The sequence below is a fragment of the Erwinia sp. PsM31 genome (assembly GCF_030433775.1).
Classification (GTDB): Bacteria; Pseudomonadota; Gammaproteobacteria; order Enterobacterales; family Enterobacteriaceae; genus Erwinia; species Erwinia aeris.
Genome location: NZ_JARUWZ010000006.1, coordinates 140,651 through 157,530, shown reverse-complemented (window position 1 = coordinate 157,530; position 16,880 = coordinate 140,651). Strand labels below are relative to the sequence as shown.

The window sequence follows — 16,880 nt, the reverse complement described above, 5'->3', positions numbered from 1 at the left end:
TGTATAACAGCACGTGCCGTTTTATCCGATCTACTGCCCGCGGAATGACTCCACTTATGGCTTTAACCCGCCTGCTTATCAAAGATTTTCGCAACATTGAAAATGCCGATCTGGCGCTGGCGCCCGGCTTCAACTTTCTGGTCGGCGCTAACGGCAGCGGCAAAACCAGCGTGCTGGAAGCTATCTATACGCTGGGCCACGGCCGCGCTTTCCGCAGTTTGCAGGCAGGCAGAGTGATCCGCCACGAGCAGGACGCTTTTATTCTGCACGGCCGCATTGAAGGGGCCGAGCGTGAAACCACCGTCGGCCTGACCAAAAATCGTGCGGGCGACAGCAAGGTGCGGGTTGACGGCACCGATGGTCATAAAGTGGCCGAGCTGGCGCAGATGCTGCCGATGCAGCTGATTACGCCGGAAGGCTTTACGCTGCTTAACGGCGGCCCGAAGTACCGGCGCGCCTATATCGACTGGGGTTGTTTTCATAACGAACCGGGCTTTTTCACCGCCTGGAGCAACCTGCGGCGGCTGCTGAAGCAGCGCAACGCGGCGCTGCGCCAGGTCACGCGCTACCAGCAGATCCGCGCCTGGGATCAGGAGCTGGCGCCGCTGGCGGAGCAGATAAGCCAGTGGCGCGCCGCCTACAGCGAAGCCATTGCTGAGGATATCACCGCCACCTGCGCGCAGTTTCTGCCTGAGTTTGCGCTGAATTTCTCTTTCCAGCGTGGCTGGGATAAAGAAACGGACTATCGCGATCTGCTGGAGCGTCAGTTTGAGCGCGATCGCGCCTTAACCTACACGGCCAGCGGCCCGCACAAAGCGGACTTCCGCATTCGCGCCGACGGCACGCCGGTGGAGGATCTGCTGTCGCGCGGCCAGTTAAAGCTGTTGATGTGCGCCCTGAGGCTGGCGCAGGGTGAGTTTCTCACCCGACAGAACGGGCGACGCTGCCTGTATCTGATAGATGATTTTGCCTCCGAGCTGGATGAGACGCGGCGCCACCTGTTGGCATCGCGCTTAAAGGCCACTCGAGCCCAGGTTTTTGTCAGCGCTATTAGTGCCGATCATGTGTTCGACATGGCTGACGAAAAGGGCAAGATGTTCCACGTGGAACAGGGTAAAATAGCGGTTCAACCTGAAGATTAAACGAGCGAGAAACGTTGATGTCGAATTCTTATGACTCCTCAAGTATCAAAGTTCTGAAAGGGCTGGATGCGGTACGCAAGCGCCCGGGTATGTATATCGGCGATACGGATGACGGCACCGGTCTGCACCATATGGTATTCGAGGTTGTGGACAACGCCATCGACGAAGCCCTCGCAGGTCACTGTAAAGACATTCTGGTCACCATCCATGCCGATAACTCCGTTTCCGTGCAGGATGACGGTCGTGGTATTCCAACCGGCATTCACGAAGAAGAAGGCGTTTCCGCTGCGGAAGTGATCATGACCGTGCTGCACGCAGGCGGTAAATTTGATGATAACTCCTATAAAGTGTCCGGCGGCCTGCATGGCGTAGGCGTGTCGGTGGTTAACGCCCTGTCTGAAAAGCTGGAGCTGACCATCCGTCGCGAAGGCAAAGTTCACCAGCAGATCTACGTTCACGGCGTGCCTCAGGCCCCACTGCAGGTAACCGGCGAAACCGACCTGACCGGGACGCGCGTGCGTTTCTGGCCAAGCCACGAAACCTTTACCAACGTCACCGATTTCGAGTACGAGATCCTGGCGAAGCGTCTGCGCGAGCTGTCGTTCCTTAACTCCGGCGTCTCTATCAAGCTGGAAGACAAGCGCGACGGCAAGAACGATCACTACCACTATGAAGGCGGCATCAAGGCGTTTGTGGAGTACCTGAACCGCAACAAAACGCCTATCCACCCTAACGCGTTCTATTTCTCTACCGAGAAAGACGGCATCGGCGTGGAAGTGGCGCTGCAGTGGAACGACGGCTTCCAGGAAAACATCTACTGCTTTACCAACAACATCCCACAGCGCGACGGCGGCACGCACCTGGCCGGCTTCCGCGCGGCGATGACGCGTACCCTGAACGCCTACATGGATAAAGAAGGCTACAGCAAAAAAGCCAAGGTCAGCGCCACCGGCGACGACGCGCGCGAAGGCCTGATTGCCGTGGTTTCCGTTAAGGTACCGGATCCGAAGTTCTCTTCGCAGACCAAGGACAAGCTGGTCTCTTCCGAGGTGAAATCAGCCGTTGAGCAGCAGATGAACGAGCTGCTGGCAGAGTACCTGCTGGAAAATCCGGGCGATGCCAAAATCGTCGTGGGTAAAATCATCGATGCAGCCCGCGCGCGTGAAGCAGCGCGTCGCGCTCGCGAAATGACCCGTCGTAAAGGCGCGCTGGATCTGGCCGGCCTGCCGGGCAAGCTGGCAGACTGCCAGGAGCGCGATCCGGCGCTGTCAGAAATCTATCTGGTGGAAGGGGACTCTGCGGGCGGCTCCGCCAAGCAGGGCCGTAACCGTAAAAACCAGGCTATCCTGCCGCTGAAGGGAAAAATCCTGAACGTGGAAAAAGCGCGCTTCGATAAGATGCTCGCTTCGCAGGAAGTGGCGACGCTGATCACCGCGCTGGGCTGCGGCATTGGCCGTGACGAATATAACCCGGACAAGCTGCGCTACCACAGCATCATCATCATGACCGATGCGGACGTGGATGGCTCGCACATCCGTACGCTGCTGCTGACCTTCTTCTATCGTCAGATGCCGGAAATTATCGAGCGCGGCCACGTGTATATCGCGCAGCCGCCGCTGTACAAGGTGAAAAAAGGCAAGCAGGAGCAGTACATCAAGGATGACGAGGCGATGGATCAGTATCAGATCGCCATCGCGCTGGACGGCGCGACGCTGCACACCAACGCCGATGCGCCTGCGCTGGGCGGCGAGCCGCTGGAAAACCTGGTGGCCGAGTTCAACAGCACCCGCAAGATGATCAAGCGTATGGAGCGCCGCTATCCGCTGGCGTTGCTGAACGCGCTGATCTATCACCCGACGCTGAGCGATATCTCCGCAGAGGCGCCGGTTCAGCAGTGGATCGACGAGCTGGTGACGCGCCTGAACGAGAACGAGCAGCACGGCAGCACCTATGCCAGCCATGTGCGCCAGAACCGCGAGCAGCATATCTTTGAACCGGTAGTGCGTATCCGTACGCACGGCGTTGATACTGATTATCCGCTGGACAGCGAATTTATCTCGGGCGGCGAATACCGCAAGATCTGTACGCTGGGCGAGAAGCTGCGCGGCCTGATTGAGGAAGATGCCTTTATCGAACGCGGCGAGCGTCGTCAGCCGATCGCTAACTTCGAGCAGGCGATGGACTGGCTGGTGAAAGAGTCGCGTCGCGGCCTGTCGGTACAGCGTTATAAAGGACTGGGCGAGATGAACCCGGAGCAGCTGTGGGAAACCACGATGGATCCGGACAGCCGCCGTATGCTGCGCGTTACGGTGAAGGATGCGATTGCCGCTGACCAGCTGTTCACCACGCTGATGGGCGATGCGGTGGAGCCGCGCCGCGCCTTTATCGAAGAGAACGCGCTGAAAGCCGCCAATATCGATATCTGATAAAGCAGGACGCAGGCCCTCCGGCCATGCAACAGCGTTTGAAAGGCAGATCGTTCGATCTGCCTTTTTTTTCAGCTTTTCTGCTGTGCCGGATCGCCAAACGCGCGCTGATAAAACTGACCATTATTTTCATTTCCGGCCTGCGCGCTTATGGGCAGGAGGGTTTTACTGCTACTTTTCAGGGCTTAGCTGACAAGCCCGTTTCCCGCTTTTTTCACCCAAAGGCCGTAAGCGCGAGCACATTTACCGGAAGATTTACCAAATCGAACTTAAAATTACCGGGCGTGATTCGTCTGGTCATGGCTGGCTGAATCGCGTTAGCATGAAAGAAACCGTGAAGCTCAAGAGGAAGTTATGGCGATAAAACTGATTGCGATTGATATAGACGGCACGCTGCTTAATCCTCAGCATGAGGTGACGCCTGGCGTTAAGCGGGCCATTCAGGCAGCCCGTGATAAAGGAATAGCGATTGTACTGGCGAGCGGCCGGCCGTTTATCGGCGTGGAGCGTTATCTGATGGAGCTGGATTTACAACGGGAAGGGCAGTATTGCATTACCAATAACGGCGCGCTGGTGCAGAAAGCGGAATCGGGCGAGTGCGTGGCGGAAGTTACGCTGAACTTTGACGACTACCTGTATGTGGAAAAGCTGGCGCGCGAGCTGGGCGTACATTTTCAGGCGCTGACGAAATCGCTGCTGTTTACGCCCAACAAGGACATCAGCGAATACACCGTCCACGAAGCTTCGCTGACCGGGATGCCGCTGCGCTACCGCGCGGTGGAAGAGATGGATAAAACCGCCACTTTCCCTAAAGTCATGATGATCGATACGCCAGAAACGCTGGATGAGGCCATTACCCGCATTCCGCAGGAAGCTTACGATCGCTATACCATTATGAAAAGCTCGCCTTATTTCCTGGAAATCCTTAATAAGAAAGTCGATAAGGGCGCGGGCGTCAAAGCGCTGGCCGAGCGTTTAGGGCTTTCCCGCGATGAAGTGATGGCTATCGGCGATCAGGAAAACGATCTGGCGATGTTGACCTTCGCCGGCACGGGCGTGGCGATGGGCAACGGTATCGACAAGGTAAAAAACATTGCGCAGTTCGTTACCAAAACCAATATGGAAGACGGCGTGGCGCACGCTATCGAAAAATTCGCGCTCTGACAGGGCGGCGGTATCACGCTTTAAGCGCCAGTACCGCAAAAGCGCGTAATGCATTACCCTTAGCAGCAAACCTCGCTAAGGGTAAGCATGATGACGGAAAAACAGCTCACTTTTGCTCAGCGCAATCACCAGCTCACCAATATCAACGTCTGGACGGCCGACAGCCACTGGCTGGTCTACGACGTTCGCAGCAATGCCTCCACCTTCAACAGCTTAACCGTCGAGCGCGTTAACCTCAGCGGCCAGACGGAAATCCTTTACCAGGCGCAGGCGGGCGCGCACGTTGGCGTGATCACCGTCAGCCCGGATTTGCCGCCGCGCTACGTTTGCATTCACGGCCCGGAACATCCTGACAGCCAGTGGCGCTATGACTTTCATCATCGTCGTGGCGTTATTATTCAGAACGGCCTGGTGGAAAATATGGACGCCTGCGATATTACGCCGCCCTTTACGCCCGGCGCGCTGCGCGGCGGCTCGCACGTACACGTGTTCAGCCCCGACGGCACCAGGCTGAGTTTTACCTATAACGATCATGTGATGCACGAGCTGGACGTGAAACAAGATTTGCGCAACGTCGGCGTGGCCGTGCCGCTACATGCGGTTTGTCCGCCGTTGCAGCATCCCCGAGAGTATGCAGGCAGCCATTTCTGCGTGCTGGTCAGCGCCACCACCGCCACGCCGACGCCCGGCAGCGATGAGATCAATCGAGCCTATGAAGAGGGTTGGATCGGCGAAGAGGGCTACCTGAAAAGCGACGGCCACCGGCAGCGTTGGGCGCTGGCGTTTATCGGCGATACGCTCAGCGAAAAAGGCGAGAAGGTACCGGAAGTGTTTATTGTCGATCTGCCGGAAAAGATGGCCGACTATGCGCTGGAAGGCGACGCTCCGCTGGCTGGCACCGCCGCCACGCTGCCCGCTCCGCCGCTGGGCGTCAGGCAGCGTCGGCTGACTTTTACGCACGATCGCCCCTTTCCGGGCCTGGCGACCTCGCCGCGTCACTGGCTGCGTAGCTCACCCGACGGTCGCGCCATCGCCTTTTTAATGAAGGACGACGAAGGCGTGGTGCAGCTGTGGACCATCGCGCCCGGCGGCGGCAAGCCTCGTCAGATCACCCACGCCGCCAGCGATATTCAGTCCGCCTTCAGCTGGCATCCCGACGGCAAGTCGGTGGCTTTTATTAACGATAACAGCGTGGTGTTATGCGATACGGGCAGCGGTAAAATGCGGAGGCTGACGGCCCGCACCGCCGAAGCGCCTTCGCCGGAAGCGGTCGTCTGCTCGCCGGACGGGCTTTATGTGGCCTATTTGCGTAACGTGGCGGGCTTTCAGCAGATTTTTATTGCTGATGTCGAGGCGACGTATTGATCACCAGCGGCGCGGCCTGCGAAAGGCTGTCGCTGGTATGATTCTGCTGCTCGCTGCGCAACACGCGTTCACGCGGTGAATCGCCGGTTTTATCGCGGCCTGAGCGGTAGTAGTCAAACGGCAGCAGCAGCGTATCCAGCACGGCGGAGAAAGGCAGGTCGATAGCCGCCAGCGGGCGCATTACCCAGCCGCTGTCGCTGTCGCTAACAATTTTTGCGCTGGCGCGCGTACCGGGATAATAGCCCTGATCGGGGCCGGAATGGGACATAAAGCTGGAGCAGCCACCCGTGCCGGCCAGTGACAGACAGGCCAGCAGGCCAGCGAAACGACTTTTTTTTAGTACCATCATATTCTTTATCCCTTCAGCAGCGGCAAAACCGCTCTGCTTATCATGATCAGCATGTGCCCGCTGCTTTAACGCTCCGATTAATCTCTTTCTGAGTGTATGACATTCGCACCGGATTGGCCGAAAAATTTCCTGAACGGGCCCTTGAAAGCGATCTTAATGTCACCATTTTATGTTCAGGGTCACAAAACGTATGCCGACAGGATACCGCTTGTAGCCCGACGATCTGTCCATAGTGGAAGGTCGCATTACACCCTCGCTGATAATCAGGAGCTATACCATGCGTAATTTCGATCTCGCCCCGCTGTACCGTTCTTCTATTGGTTTCGACCGTCTGATCAACCTGCTGGAATCCAACCAGGGTCAGAGCAACGGCGGCTACCCTCCTTATAACGTGGAGCTGGTGGCGGAAAACCAGTACCGAATCACCATTGCCGTGGCAGGGTTCGCGCAGAGCGAACTGGAGATCACCTCTCACGACAATATGCTGACCGTGCGCGGCGCCCATCCAGAAGAGCAGCAGGAAAAAACCTATCTCTATCAGGGTATTGCGGAACGCAACTTCGAGCGTAAATTCCAGCTGGCCGAGCACGTTAACGTGCGTGATGCACGCCTGGAAAACGGCCTGCTCTATATCGATCTGGAGCGCATCGTGCCGGAAGCCAACAAACCGCGCCGCATTGAAATTCTGAAATAAGACCGCGCGTAAAATTAAGGCCGCACTTTGTGCGGCCTTTTTCGTTTGCATCAGCAGAGGGCTCTGCCGCCCGATTCGCTGTGCGCTCGCTCAATCTCTTCCGCCAGAATGGCGATCCCTTTCTCAATTTTGTCGCTGTCCGGCACATAGTTCATGCGCATGCACTGGTGCGTGTGCGGCCATTCATGCTCCAGTCCCGGAAAGAAAAAGTGGCCCGGCACCATCAATACGCCGCGCGCTTTTAAACGCTGATAAAGGATCTCCGTCGAAATGGGCAGATCTTTAAACCAGAGCCAGAGGAAAATAGCACCCTCCGGCTTGTGGATAAGGCAGCGTTCTTCGGGTAAATAGCGCCGGATAACGGCGATAGTCTGCTTAACCCTTTCCTGATAAAACGGCCTGATCACCTCTTCCGACAGGCGCAGCAAATCACCACGCTGGATCATCTCATGCGCGATGGCCGGGCCGATGCTGCCCGGCGCCAGACTGATAATGCCGTTCATATTGCCGATGGCGGTAATCACTTTTTCATCAGCAACAATGATGCCGCAGCGTGAGCCGGGCAGGCCCAGCTTGGAAAGGCTCATGCACAGAATAATATTCGGGTTCCACAGCGGGCGAACGTCGCTAAAGATGATGCCGGGAAAAGGCACGCCGTAGGCGTTATCAATCAGCAGCGGTACCTCATGCTGCTGCGCCAGCGCATCCAGCTTCATCAGCTCTTCGTCGGTAATCACGTTGCCGGTTGGATTGGTCGGCCGGGAAACGCAAATCAGCCCGGTATCTTCGGTAATATGCAGCTGCTCAAAATTAACGTGATATTTGAACTGGCCTTCAGGCAGCATTTCGATATCGGGACGGGCGGAAACAAACAGCTCTTCGTCCAGCCCGGCGTCAGCGTAACCCAGATATTCGGGAGCCAGTGGAAACAATACGCGCTTTTTGCGCCCGTCTGCGCGGCGGCCCGCGTAAAGATTAAACAAATAGAAAAAGGCGCTCTGGCTGCCGTTGGTCAGGGCGATATTCTGCGGCCCTACCTGCCAGCCCAGCTCGTCGCGCAGCAGCGTGGAAAGCGATTCCAGCAGCGTGCTTTTTCCTCTTGGGCCGTCGTAGTTGCAAAGCGCATCGGCCAGCTTGCCCTCGTCATGCATCTGCTGCAGCAGCTGCTGAAAATAGTCGTTCATCGCCGGGATCTGGGCCGGATTACCGCCGCCCAGCATCACCGAACCGGGCGTGCGCAGCCCTTCGCCCATATCTTCCATCAGGCGGGTGATCCCTGAGGCGCGTGTGAATTTGTTACCGAAAGCGGAAAAGCTCATAACGTATTAACTGCTTATCGTAGGCAAGTGAAAGCTAACCTTAACGCCACGCCAGGCGTGATGCAACGTCAGCGGGCAGCCGTGTCGGCCAGCAACAGCAGGCGGTGGTCAGGCAGGCAGCGAAGGTTAAAGGTGAATCGTTTCAACTGATTAGCTTTTTTTCGCCGTTAGCCCTGCCGCTTTTTTCCGTCAGCTGGCTATTTCAGTTAATAATTTGTGATGAACTGCACGACTTATTGATAAAAATTTCTTAAAAATCCGTGCGGTGACGCCAGTCACAGTCCTGATACCGCATGCTTTGTAGGCTGGCTGCTCTTCAGCTTAATCATTTCAGCAAGGACAACAAAATGCATAAGACTCTTCTGGCGGGCGCGGTGATAGCAATGTTCAGCGGGCAGGCGGCGGCGCAAAGCTGGGTGTTAACCGATACGCAGGGCACGGAAAAAGGCGACTGGCGGATCGACAGCAGGCAGCTCAAGCTGAGCGGCGAACCCTTTACGCTGGAACAGCAGGTGCTGCACGGCGGCAAGCAGGAAGGCTCGAAGGTGCTGACGTTGACCAGCAAAAACGGCCTGACTATCGCGCTCAGCCCGACGCGCGGTATGGATCTGCTGCACGTTAACGGTCACGGCGTGCGGCTGGGCTGGGATTCGCCGGTTGATGAGGTGGTGAACCCGGCCTATATCAATCTGGAAAGCCGTAACGGCCTGGGCTGGCTGGAAGGATTTAACGAGATGATGGTGCGCTGCGGCTTTGAGTGGACCGGCCATCCGGTCACCAAAGACGGGCGTATTTACACGCTGCACGGTAAAGCGGGCAATACACCAGCGTCGAAAGTGGAAGTGATCGTGGATGACCAGGCGCCGCATGAAATCCGTATTCGCGGCTTGCTGAAAGAAAACACCTTTAAAAAAGCGCGTCTGGAAACCTGGACCGAGCTGCGCTACGTGCCGGGCGCGGACTCCTTTACCCTCCACGACGTGCTGACCAACCAGGCTGACTACCCGCACGACTATGAAATTATCTATCACAGCAACTTCAGCACGCCGATCCTGGAAGAAAACGCCCGTTTCCTGGCGCCGGTAAAATCCGTTTCGCCATTTAATGACTATGCGAAAAAAGGGCTGGAAAACTGGCAGACCTATGGCGCGCCAACCAAAGATTTCGATGAAATGGTGTTTAACCTGCAGCCCATTGCCGACAGCAATGGCAAAACCGTGGCGGCCGTGGTTAACAGCAAAGGCGACAAGGGCGCGGCTATCGAATTCGATACGCGGCAGCTGCCGGTGCTGACGATGTGGAAAAACACCGATACGCTGAAGCAGGGCTACGTGACGGGGATCGAGCCCGGCACCAACTATGCCTATCCGGTAACGATTGAAAAAGAGCAGGGCAGGGTTAAACAGCTGCAGCCGGGCCAGAGCGCGGAGTTTACGCTGACCTATTCGCTGCTGAAGGATGCCAGCGCGGTACAAAAAGTCGAAGAGCGTATCAAAACGCTTCAGGGCGAGACCAAAATCAACGTGGAGCAAACGCCGATAGCCGTAGAATAAGCCAGCCAGGGCGGACGCCGTTTCGCCCTTTAAAATGAAACATTGTTTTATTTTTTATAAATAGCGATTTCATTATCCCCCTTTTCCTGATTTCGATCACGGCGTGCGTGCTTTTCCCTCCGCTATAGTGTGCGCTCGAAAACCGGGCAGGGCTGCCCTGTCTCGGATAACAGGCCACTTTCCCGGCTTCTGACACGCAGTCCGCCCTCTGGCTTACAGGAGCAGTTATGATTTTGAATGCATTTGATTTAAAAGGCCGCGTGGCGATGGTCACGGGATGCGATACGGGACTGGGTCAGGGTATGGCGCTGGGGCTGGCGGAAGCGGGATGCGATATCGTTGGCGTGAATATTGTCGAGCCGAAAGAAACCATTGAGCGCGTCACCGCGCTGGGCCGCCGTTTTTTCAGCCTGACCGCCGATCTGGGCAAAACCGAATGTATTGAAGGCGTTGTGGCAAAAGCCGTGGCGGAATACGGCAAAATCGATATCCTGGTCAACAACGCCGGTATCATTCGTCGTGAAGATGCGATCGACTTCTCAGAAAAAGACTGGGACGACGTGATGAACCTGAATATTAAATCCGTGTTCTTTATGTCGCAGGCGGTAGCGCGTCAGTTTATCAAACAGGGCAAGGGCGGGAAAATCATCAATATTGCCTCCATGCTCTCTTTCCAGGGCGGCATTCGCGTGCCTTCTTATACGGCATCAAAAAGCGCCGTGATGGGCGTGACGCGTCTGCTGGCCAATGAATGGGCGAAGCACAGTATTAACGTTAATGCCATCGCGCCGGGCTATATGGCGACCAACAATACCGCACAGCTGCGTGCCGATGAAAAGCGCAACGCCGATATTCTGGAGCGTATCCCGGCAGGCCGTTGGGGACTGCCGGCCGATCTGATGGGGCCAGCGGTATTCCTGGCCTCTCCGGCTGCCGACTATATTAACGGCTACACCATTGCCGTAGACGGCGGCTGGCTGGCTCGTTAAAAGTGAAAACCGCCCCGGGTAGCTGTCAGGGACGGTTTTATTGGTCTGCGGCGCTACCCGCGCCAGCCGGTCAGTTGAAAGGCCCCGTTTTTGGCGTACGCGCTCAAAATGGGGCCTTTCCGATCTTACCCTGGCAACATTACCGGGCCGGAGGCGTAAAAGTTACGTTAATCGGCATCACGCCACGGCGAAGCATCAAATTAACCGCAATCTTTCCGCTCATCGCTTTAGTTGAGGTCAGCTGAGCGGTATAGACGTTACCACTGACCTTAACCGCGCTGATATGGCAGCCAGGCAGGCCGCTGGTATCAAAGTTAATTAAGTTCGGCAGCGTTTTCACCGCGTTATTGCGCATATCCCGGGCGACGAGGGTAAGCGTGATGGCGCTGACGCCGTCAGCCGGCACGCTCGTGGCGCTTACGGTGAAAGAAGAGTTATTGACGGTTGGATAGCCCGCGTAAAAATAGACAATCACCGAGCCTTTGAGGCCATCAATAGTTCCTTCTACTTTCCAGCCGCCATCGTGATTGCTGGAGGTCGGGAAACGCGCCGCGCCATATTTATCTAAAGTAACTTCAGAAGGAATGTTGACGCGGTCGTCAGTGGCCGTAATGGCGACTTTTCTGTTGGTGACGGGATTGCCGTTGCTATCTTTTACAAAGATCTCAACCACGCTGGTATCTGTACCATCCGCAACGGCGCGGCCCGTGACCCGATGCATGTAAACCGATGCCGCCTTGCCTGCCACAAAATTCACTTCGGCTTCTTTACGGGCGGAGCCCATTTGCGCCACAACCTTACTCTGGCCGGTTTTGGTATCGCTAACGGGAACGGACGCTTCGCCCCGGTCGTCAGTTACCGCGCTTTGCGGGATGACGGCGCTATTGTCGGCGCTGAAGGTTACGGTTTGTCCGGCCAGCGGATTGCCCTGCGCATCCGTTACCAGCGCTGTAACCCGATCGGCTGCTTTACCGTCGGCTACCGCATCGTTGCTGACCACGGTCAGGCTTGCCAGCCGTGCGCTTGCGTTATCCGCCGCGATAGTTACCGTTGCACCAGGAAAAGTCATATTGCGGGCAACAGGCGTAATGGTCAGCGTTTCCGGATGCGTGCCCGCCGTCACCACGGCGGTATAACGGCCTGCGCTCTGGCGAGTAAAGGCAGACACTTTGGTATCGTCGGCGGCCTGCGCGCTTTTGGTCACGCTAATCTCTTTTTCATTGATATCAACCGGATTGCCCAGGCTGTCTTTTACCGTCAGGGTCAGCGTCTGCTGAGCGTGGCCGTCTGATACCAGCGTGCTGCTGACCGGCAGCAGTGAACTGCTGTTAACGTTAATAGCGGCTTCGGTGACGGTAATTTGCGTTTCCGTACGCTTTGAGGCGTTACCTTTTTTATCGATCGCCACGCCGCTGAGGGTGTAGCTGTTGGTACCGGTGGCGTCGGCATGATAGGCCGGCAGCACCACGCTGAAATCGGTAGGGCCGTTAGCGATAATTTTCCCGCCGTTAGCCAGCAGCGACGACGCGGACCAGTTGATGCGATCCAGGCCGTATTTGCTGTTGACCGAAACGTTCAGCGTTTTTTGCTCGCCGGCCGTGCCGCTGATGAGCTTCGCGGTGCTCAGCCTGATCGTCTCTTGTTTGCGGTACTCAAGCACAATGTTGTTATTACGGTTCACCAGATCGTAGCGGTTGCCGGCCAGGCTACGCATCGCCGCTACCGCATCGCTGTCCAGCTGTTTGCGCCACGGCATCCCGAGCTGATAATTGAGCGTCAGGCCCAGCCGCGTATCGTGTTCTCCGGCTTTGCCCTGGCGCTGTTCCGCTTCCAGCGACAGCAGCGGGAAGGGCGTAAAGGTGACGCCTGCGGTAATGGCGTGCGGATTTTTCTGGCGGTTATCCTTATCAAACAGCGCCACGTCGTTACCGTAATATTGTTCGTAGTTAAACTTCGCGCCCAGCTGAGGCAGGGCAGGCAGGAAGGCTTCCGTACGGATATCCCAGCCGTTGGCCGGACGCTCTTCGTAGCCGGAAAAATCTTCAGAGTCTTTCCAGCTGGTCAACCGCACATAGCCGTTCGCCGCTACTTTGATAAAGTCGCGCCAGTACTCGACGCCCATGCCGGAACGGGCATGTTGACGGGAAAGATCGTAATCGAAGAAGGCGTTGGCGCCGGTCATAAAATTCTGGCCAAAATGGCGCATGCCCAGACCGAGATTCGCCTGGTTGCGATCGTCGGTGCGGTGGAAGCTTCCCTGAGTGAAGATCAGGCGGTCGCTACGATCGCTTAAAGGCAGCAGCAGGTCGAACTGCGAGTTTTTCAGCGAGAAGTTTTTATCCGCGTCCAGCTGCACGCGCGCGGTACCGAAACGGCCCAGCCACTGCTGCGCCTGCTCGCTCGCTTCGCCTGCGGCCATGCTGGCGGCGGCAGAGGCGGCGCCGTTGCCGTTGCGGCTGTCGAGCGAGGAACCCGCCTGCGTAGCAAGACCGGCGGCTTTCATCTCCAGGCCGTTGTCGGCGTTGTGCCAGTGCACTTTTGGCAAAGGAGAAAGCGGCACGTCCAGCTCGTCGCCCGGCTGTAGCCGATCAAAGCCGTGAGCGAAAGTGCGCAGCTGGTTCAGCTTGCGCAGCGCTTCCACGCTCATATTGTATTTTTGCGCCACGCCCGCTGCCGTTTCCGCCTGGCCCAGGGTATAAACCTGCGTTCGGATAGCGACGGCATCCGCCGACTGCGTCAAAAAATGCTGGCGGGCAACGGCCAGCGCGGGCGTAAACGCACAGGCAATCGGGAAAGCGCCCTGAATCGCTACGGTCAGCCAGGTTAAACGGTGCCGCCACGGCGACTTATTTTCTTTATTAAGGTCAGGTTTATTTTTCATGGTTTCTTTATATTAAATAAAAGAGAATTTCAGCCAGCGTGAGCGTGCTGTATTAATTCAGGGGAGCCCATGAATAATAAACCTGTCACTCGTGATTGCTGGCGCTACGGATAATTAAACATCTTTAAGTCGTTGAAGATTCCCCCCTTATTAATGTGGTGCTTATTACGGGCAAAATAATACCCTCGGCATAATTTATGCCGATAAGCGAGTTTCCGAATGAGCGTAGTTATATCACAATATTAAGTTGGCACAATGCCCGCCCCTAAGGGGGAAGAAAGGCCAGGTAACAAAAAGGGATCTTTACATTTCTATTGCTTTCTTTATGTTGAGCATTTAATTAACAATATGACCGCTTTTTTTTAATTAAAAAGCCGCAGGATCTCATTTTATATCATCTTAATTAAATAATGATTTAGCTTATGGTTACCTGAGTGGATCAACTAAATAACAACAGGGCACTGAGGCGTTCAGGAACGAACAGGCTATTTGTTTAGCGCCTGTTTAGGCTAAGAAGGGAATTTTTGCGGGATAAAGAGGTCGGCAGGGCGCTGAAAAACGTGCCGACACGCAAAGCGCATCGGCACAGAAAATTATTTTGCTACTTCAGGATTAACGCAGTTCTTGTCCACTTTACCGTTCAGGGCGGCAATCAGATTTTCCACCGCGTCTTTTGCCATGCCGTAACGGGTTTCATGCGTCGCAGAGCCAATATGCGGCAGCGCCACCACGTTAGGCAGCGTCAGCAAAGGCGAATCCTTTGGCAGCGGCTCTTTCTCAAACACGTCCAGACCGGCGGCGTGGATAGTGCCCTCTTGCAGCGCGGCGATCAGCGCTTCTTCATCGATAACCGGGCCGCGTCCGGCATTGATCAGCACGGCGGAAGGCTTCATTTTCGCCAGCTCCTCGCGGCCGATCAGGTGATGCGTTTGTTCAGTCAGCGGCAGGCTGATGCACAGGAAATCGGACTCTTTCAGCAGCGTATCCAGATCGCAGTATTGCGCGTCGAAACGCTGCTCCGCCTCTTCGTGGTGCTTACGAGCGTTGTAAAGGATCGGCATGCTGAAGCCCAGGTGCGCGCGCTGCGCCAGCGCCAGTCCGATACGACCCATGCCCAGGATGCCCATTTTTTTATGGTGCACGTCAATGCCGAACCAGTCCGCGCCGATGCTGCCCTGCCACTCACCTTTTTTCACGCGCTCGGCGGATTCCACCACGCGACGCGCGCTGGTCAGCACCAGCGCCATCATGGTATCGGCGACGGTTTCCGTCAGTACGGTCGGGGTGTGCATCAACAGCACGCCGCGTTCGCTCAGCGCGGGAATATCAAAGTTGTCCACGCCCACGGAAACGGAAGAGGCGACGCGCAGCTTCGGCGCTTTTTTCAGGAACTCAGCGTCCACTTTGCCGCCGGAGCCTAAAATACCTTCGGCCTGCTGAAAGGCCTCCGCGTGTTGGCTAAGGGTTTCCGGGGTCAGGCCGTTGATTTCGGTAACGTTAAAATGCTCGTCGAGCTGCGAACGCAGATCCTGCGGCAGCTTCTTATACAGCACCACGGATGGTTTCATGCTTGTCTCCCTGTTTCTTTAAGGCACGGGCCAGGCGGCCCGCACCGTTAAGCGTGTTTAGCGCCATGCGGCATCGGGGGTTGCTTATTGGCTGCTGGCTTTACGATCAGCGTCAGCCAGACCGAGATAAGCAGCGATACCCCCATAAAGATATACGAAGCGGAAGGGCTGCCCGTCGCGCCGTTCAAATAACCCACGACCCAGGAGCCCAGGAAAGAGCCTAGCGCGCCCATCGCGTTAATCAGCGCCATTGCGCCGCCCGCCACGTTACGCGGCAGCATTTCCGGGATAATGGCGAAGAACGGGCCATAAGGCGCGTACATCGCGGCACCGGCCACCACCAGCAGGCTGAACGACAGCCAGAAATTATTCGCCCCTACAAGATATGAACCTAAAAACGCCAGCGCGCCAATTAACAGCAGCGGCCAGACAAAGAGTTTACGGTTTTGCAGCTTGTCGGAAGCCCAGGAAGCCAGGATCATCGCCACGGTAGCGGCCAGGTAAGGCACCGCAGAGAGCCAGCCCGCTTCCACCATGCCCATCTGCATCCCGTTGCGCAGAATAGAAGGCAGCCACAGCACAAAGCCATAGACGCCGATGCTCCAGGTAAAATACTGAATGCAAAGGATAATGACATTGCGCGAGCGGAACGCCTCGCTGTAATTGCGCACCGCCTTGATGTTTTCCTGCTCTTTTTGCAGCTGTGCCGCCAGCGCCGCTTTTTCCTCTTCGCTCAGCCATTTCGCCTGAGCGGGCTTATCCTGCACCATAAACCACCAGGCCACGGCCCAGATCACCGCCGGAATGCCCTCAAAAATAAACATTTCGCGCCAGCCGAAGGCGTTGATCAGATAGCCGGAAACCACGGACATCCACAGCACCGTCACCGGGTTGCCCAGGATCAGGAAGGTATTGGCGCGGGAGCGCTCCGATTTGGTAAACCAGTTGCTGATATAGATCAGCATGGCCGGCATCACGGCCGCTTCCACCACGCCCAGCACAAAGCGAATGGCCGCCAGCATCGGGATATTACTGACCATGCCGGTCAGCGAGGCGCAAATGCCCCACAGCACCAGGCAGACGAAAACCAGTTTTTTTACGCTGCGGCGTTCGGCGTATACCGCGCCGGGGATCTGGAAAAAGAAATAGCCAAGAAAGAACAGGGCGCCCAGCAGCGACGACATGCCGTGCGTGATGCCCAGATCTTCATTGATGCCGGCGGCCGAGGCAAAGCTGAAATTGGCCCTGTCGAGATACGCCAGGCTGTAGGTGATAAACACGATGGGCATGATGTACCACCAGCGTTTAGGCGCGATTGTCTGCTTATTCATCGTCTGCTTCCTCTGTTGGAGGTGGCCGCACTCTGCATTGTAGGGTGGGTGCGGCTCATTATGGTTCGGTTAGAAGCCTGGTCCGGTTCGTGTCGCCCG

At 56.4% G+C, this 16,880-nt stretch carries 13 protein-coding genes; 8 read left to right on the top strand and 5 right to left on the bottom strand.

The features are described 5' to 3' along the window. The first annotated feature begins 56 nt into the window (after nucleotides 1-56). The 5 genes from recF to QCD69_RS07460 all read left to right on the top strand — a co-directional run bounded on the left by recF (nucleotide 57) and on the right by QCD69_RS07460 (nucleotide 6,097). Nucleotides 57-1,142, top strand: coding sequence for a DNA replication/repair protein RecF (recF, locus tag QCD69_RS07480; protein ID WP_253456780.1), 1,086 nt, complete (start codon nucleotides 57-59; stop codon nucleotides 1,140-1,142). A gap of 17 nt (nucleotides 1,143-1,159) precedes the next feature. After that, entirely contained in the window at nucleotides 1,160-3,568 is a 2,409-nt protein-coding gene (gene gyrB, locus QCD69_RS07475) for a DNA topoisomerase (ATP-hydrolyzing) subunit B (RefSeq protein WP_253456777.1), read from the top strand. Between the two features lie 26 nt (nucleotides 3,569-3,594). Further along, nucleotides 3,595-3,879: a hypothetical protein gene (locus QCD69_RS07470; RefSeq protein ID WP_301251581.1), complete on the top strand. Its 285-nt coding sequence runs from the start codon at nucleotides 3,595-3,597 to the stop codon at nucleotides 3,877-3,879. Nucleotides 3,880-3,922: 43 nt separating this feature from the next. Then, on the top strand, nucleotides 3,923-4,732 hold the full coding sequence (gene yidA / locus QCD69_RS07465) for a sugar-phosphatase (RefSeq protein WP_253456775.1): 810 nt from the start codon (nucleotides 3,923-3,925) through the stop codon (nucleotides 4,730-4,732). 90 nt (nucleotides 4,733-4,822) lie between these two features. Next, the gene (locus tag QCD69_RS07460; protein WP_301251614.1) at nucleotides 4,823-6,097 is read left to right on the top strand and encodes a DUF3748 domain-containing protein; all 1,275 of its coding nucleotides are present in this window, start codon (nucleotides 4,823-4,825) and stop codon (nucleotides 6,095-6,097) included. Here QCD69_RS07460 and QCD69_RS07455 read toward each other — a convergent pair. Further along, complete coding sequence (locus QCD69_RS07455; protein WP_301251579.1) at nucleotides 6,069-6,446, bottom strand: YceK/YidQ family lipoprotein; 378 nt, start codon at nucleotides 6,444-6,446, stop codon at nucleotides 6,069-6,071. The two genes, QCD69_RS07460 and QCD69_RS07455, sit on opposite strands and share 29 nt — an antisense overlap. Nucleotides 6,447-6,723: 277 nt before the next feature. Here QCD69_RS07455 and ibpA point away from each other — a divergent pair, with 277 nt between their 5' ends. After that, nucleotides 6,724-7,140, top strand: coding sequence for a small heat shock chaperone IbpA (gene ibpA / locus QCD69_RS07450; RefSeq protein ID WP_125289205.1), 417 nt, complete (start codon nucleotides 6,724-6,726; stop codon nucleotides 7,138-7,140). A gap of 50 nt (nucleotides 7,141-7,190) precedes the next feature. Here the strand turns inward: ibpA and QCD69_RS07445 are convergent, their stop codons facing one another. Further along, entirely contained in the window at nucleotides 7,191-8,459 is a 1,269-nt protein-coding gene (locus tag QCD69_RS07445) for a valine--pyruvate transaminase (RefSeq protein WP_253456769.1), read from the bottom strand. A gap of 347 nt (nucleotides 8,460-8,806) precedes the next feature. Here QCD69_RS07445 and QCD69_RS07440 point away from each other — a divergent pair, with 347 nt between their 5' ends. Further along, on the top strand, nucleotides 8,807-10,012 hold the full coding sequence (locus QCD69_RS07440; RefSeq protein WP_301251576.1) for an aldose 1-epimerase family protein: 1,206 nt from the start codon (nucleotides 8,807-8,809) through the stop codon (nucleotides 10,010-10,012). A gap of 227 nt (nucleotides 10,013-10,239) precedes the next feature. Beyond that, nucleotides 10,240-11,001: a 2-dehydro-3-deoxy-D-gluconate 5-dehydrogenase KduD gene (kduD, locus tag QCD69_RS07435; RefSeq protein ID WP_301251574.1), complete on the top strand. Its 762-nt coding sequence runs from the start codon at nucleotides 10,240-10,242 to the stop codon at nucleotides 10,999-11,001. Nucleotides 11,002-11,140: 139 nt separating this feature from the next. Here kduD and QCD69_RS07430 read toward each other — a convergent pair whose 3' ends face one another. The 3 genes from QCD69_RS07430 to QCD69_RS07420 form a co-directional block, all read right to left on the bottom strand. After that, the gene (locus tag QCD69_RS07430) at nucleotides 11,141-13,882 is read right to left on the bottom strand and encodes an inverse autotransporter beta domain-containing protein (protein ID WP_301251573.1); all 2,742 of its coding nucleotides are present in this window, start codon (nucleotides 13,880-13,882) and stop codon (nucleotides 11,141-11,143) included. Between the two features lie 593 nt (nucleotides 13,883-14,475). Further along, a complete protein-coding gene (gene ghrB / locus QCD69_RS07425; RefSeq protein ID WP_301251571.1) occupies nucleotides 14,476-15,450 on the bottom strand; it encodes a glyoxylate/hydroxypyruvate reductase GhrB in 975 nt (324 codons plus the stop codon). 47 nt (nucleotides 15,451-15,497) lie between these two features. Continuing rightward, nucleotides 15,498-16,781: an MFS transporter gene (locus tag QCD69_RS07420; protein ID WP_301251569.1), complete on the bottom strand. Its 1,284-nt coding sequence runs from the start codon at nucleotides 16,779-16,781 to the stop codon at nucleotides 15,498-15,500. Nucleotides 16,782-16,880 lie beyond the last annotated feature (99 nt).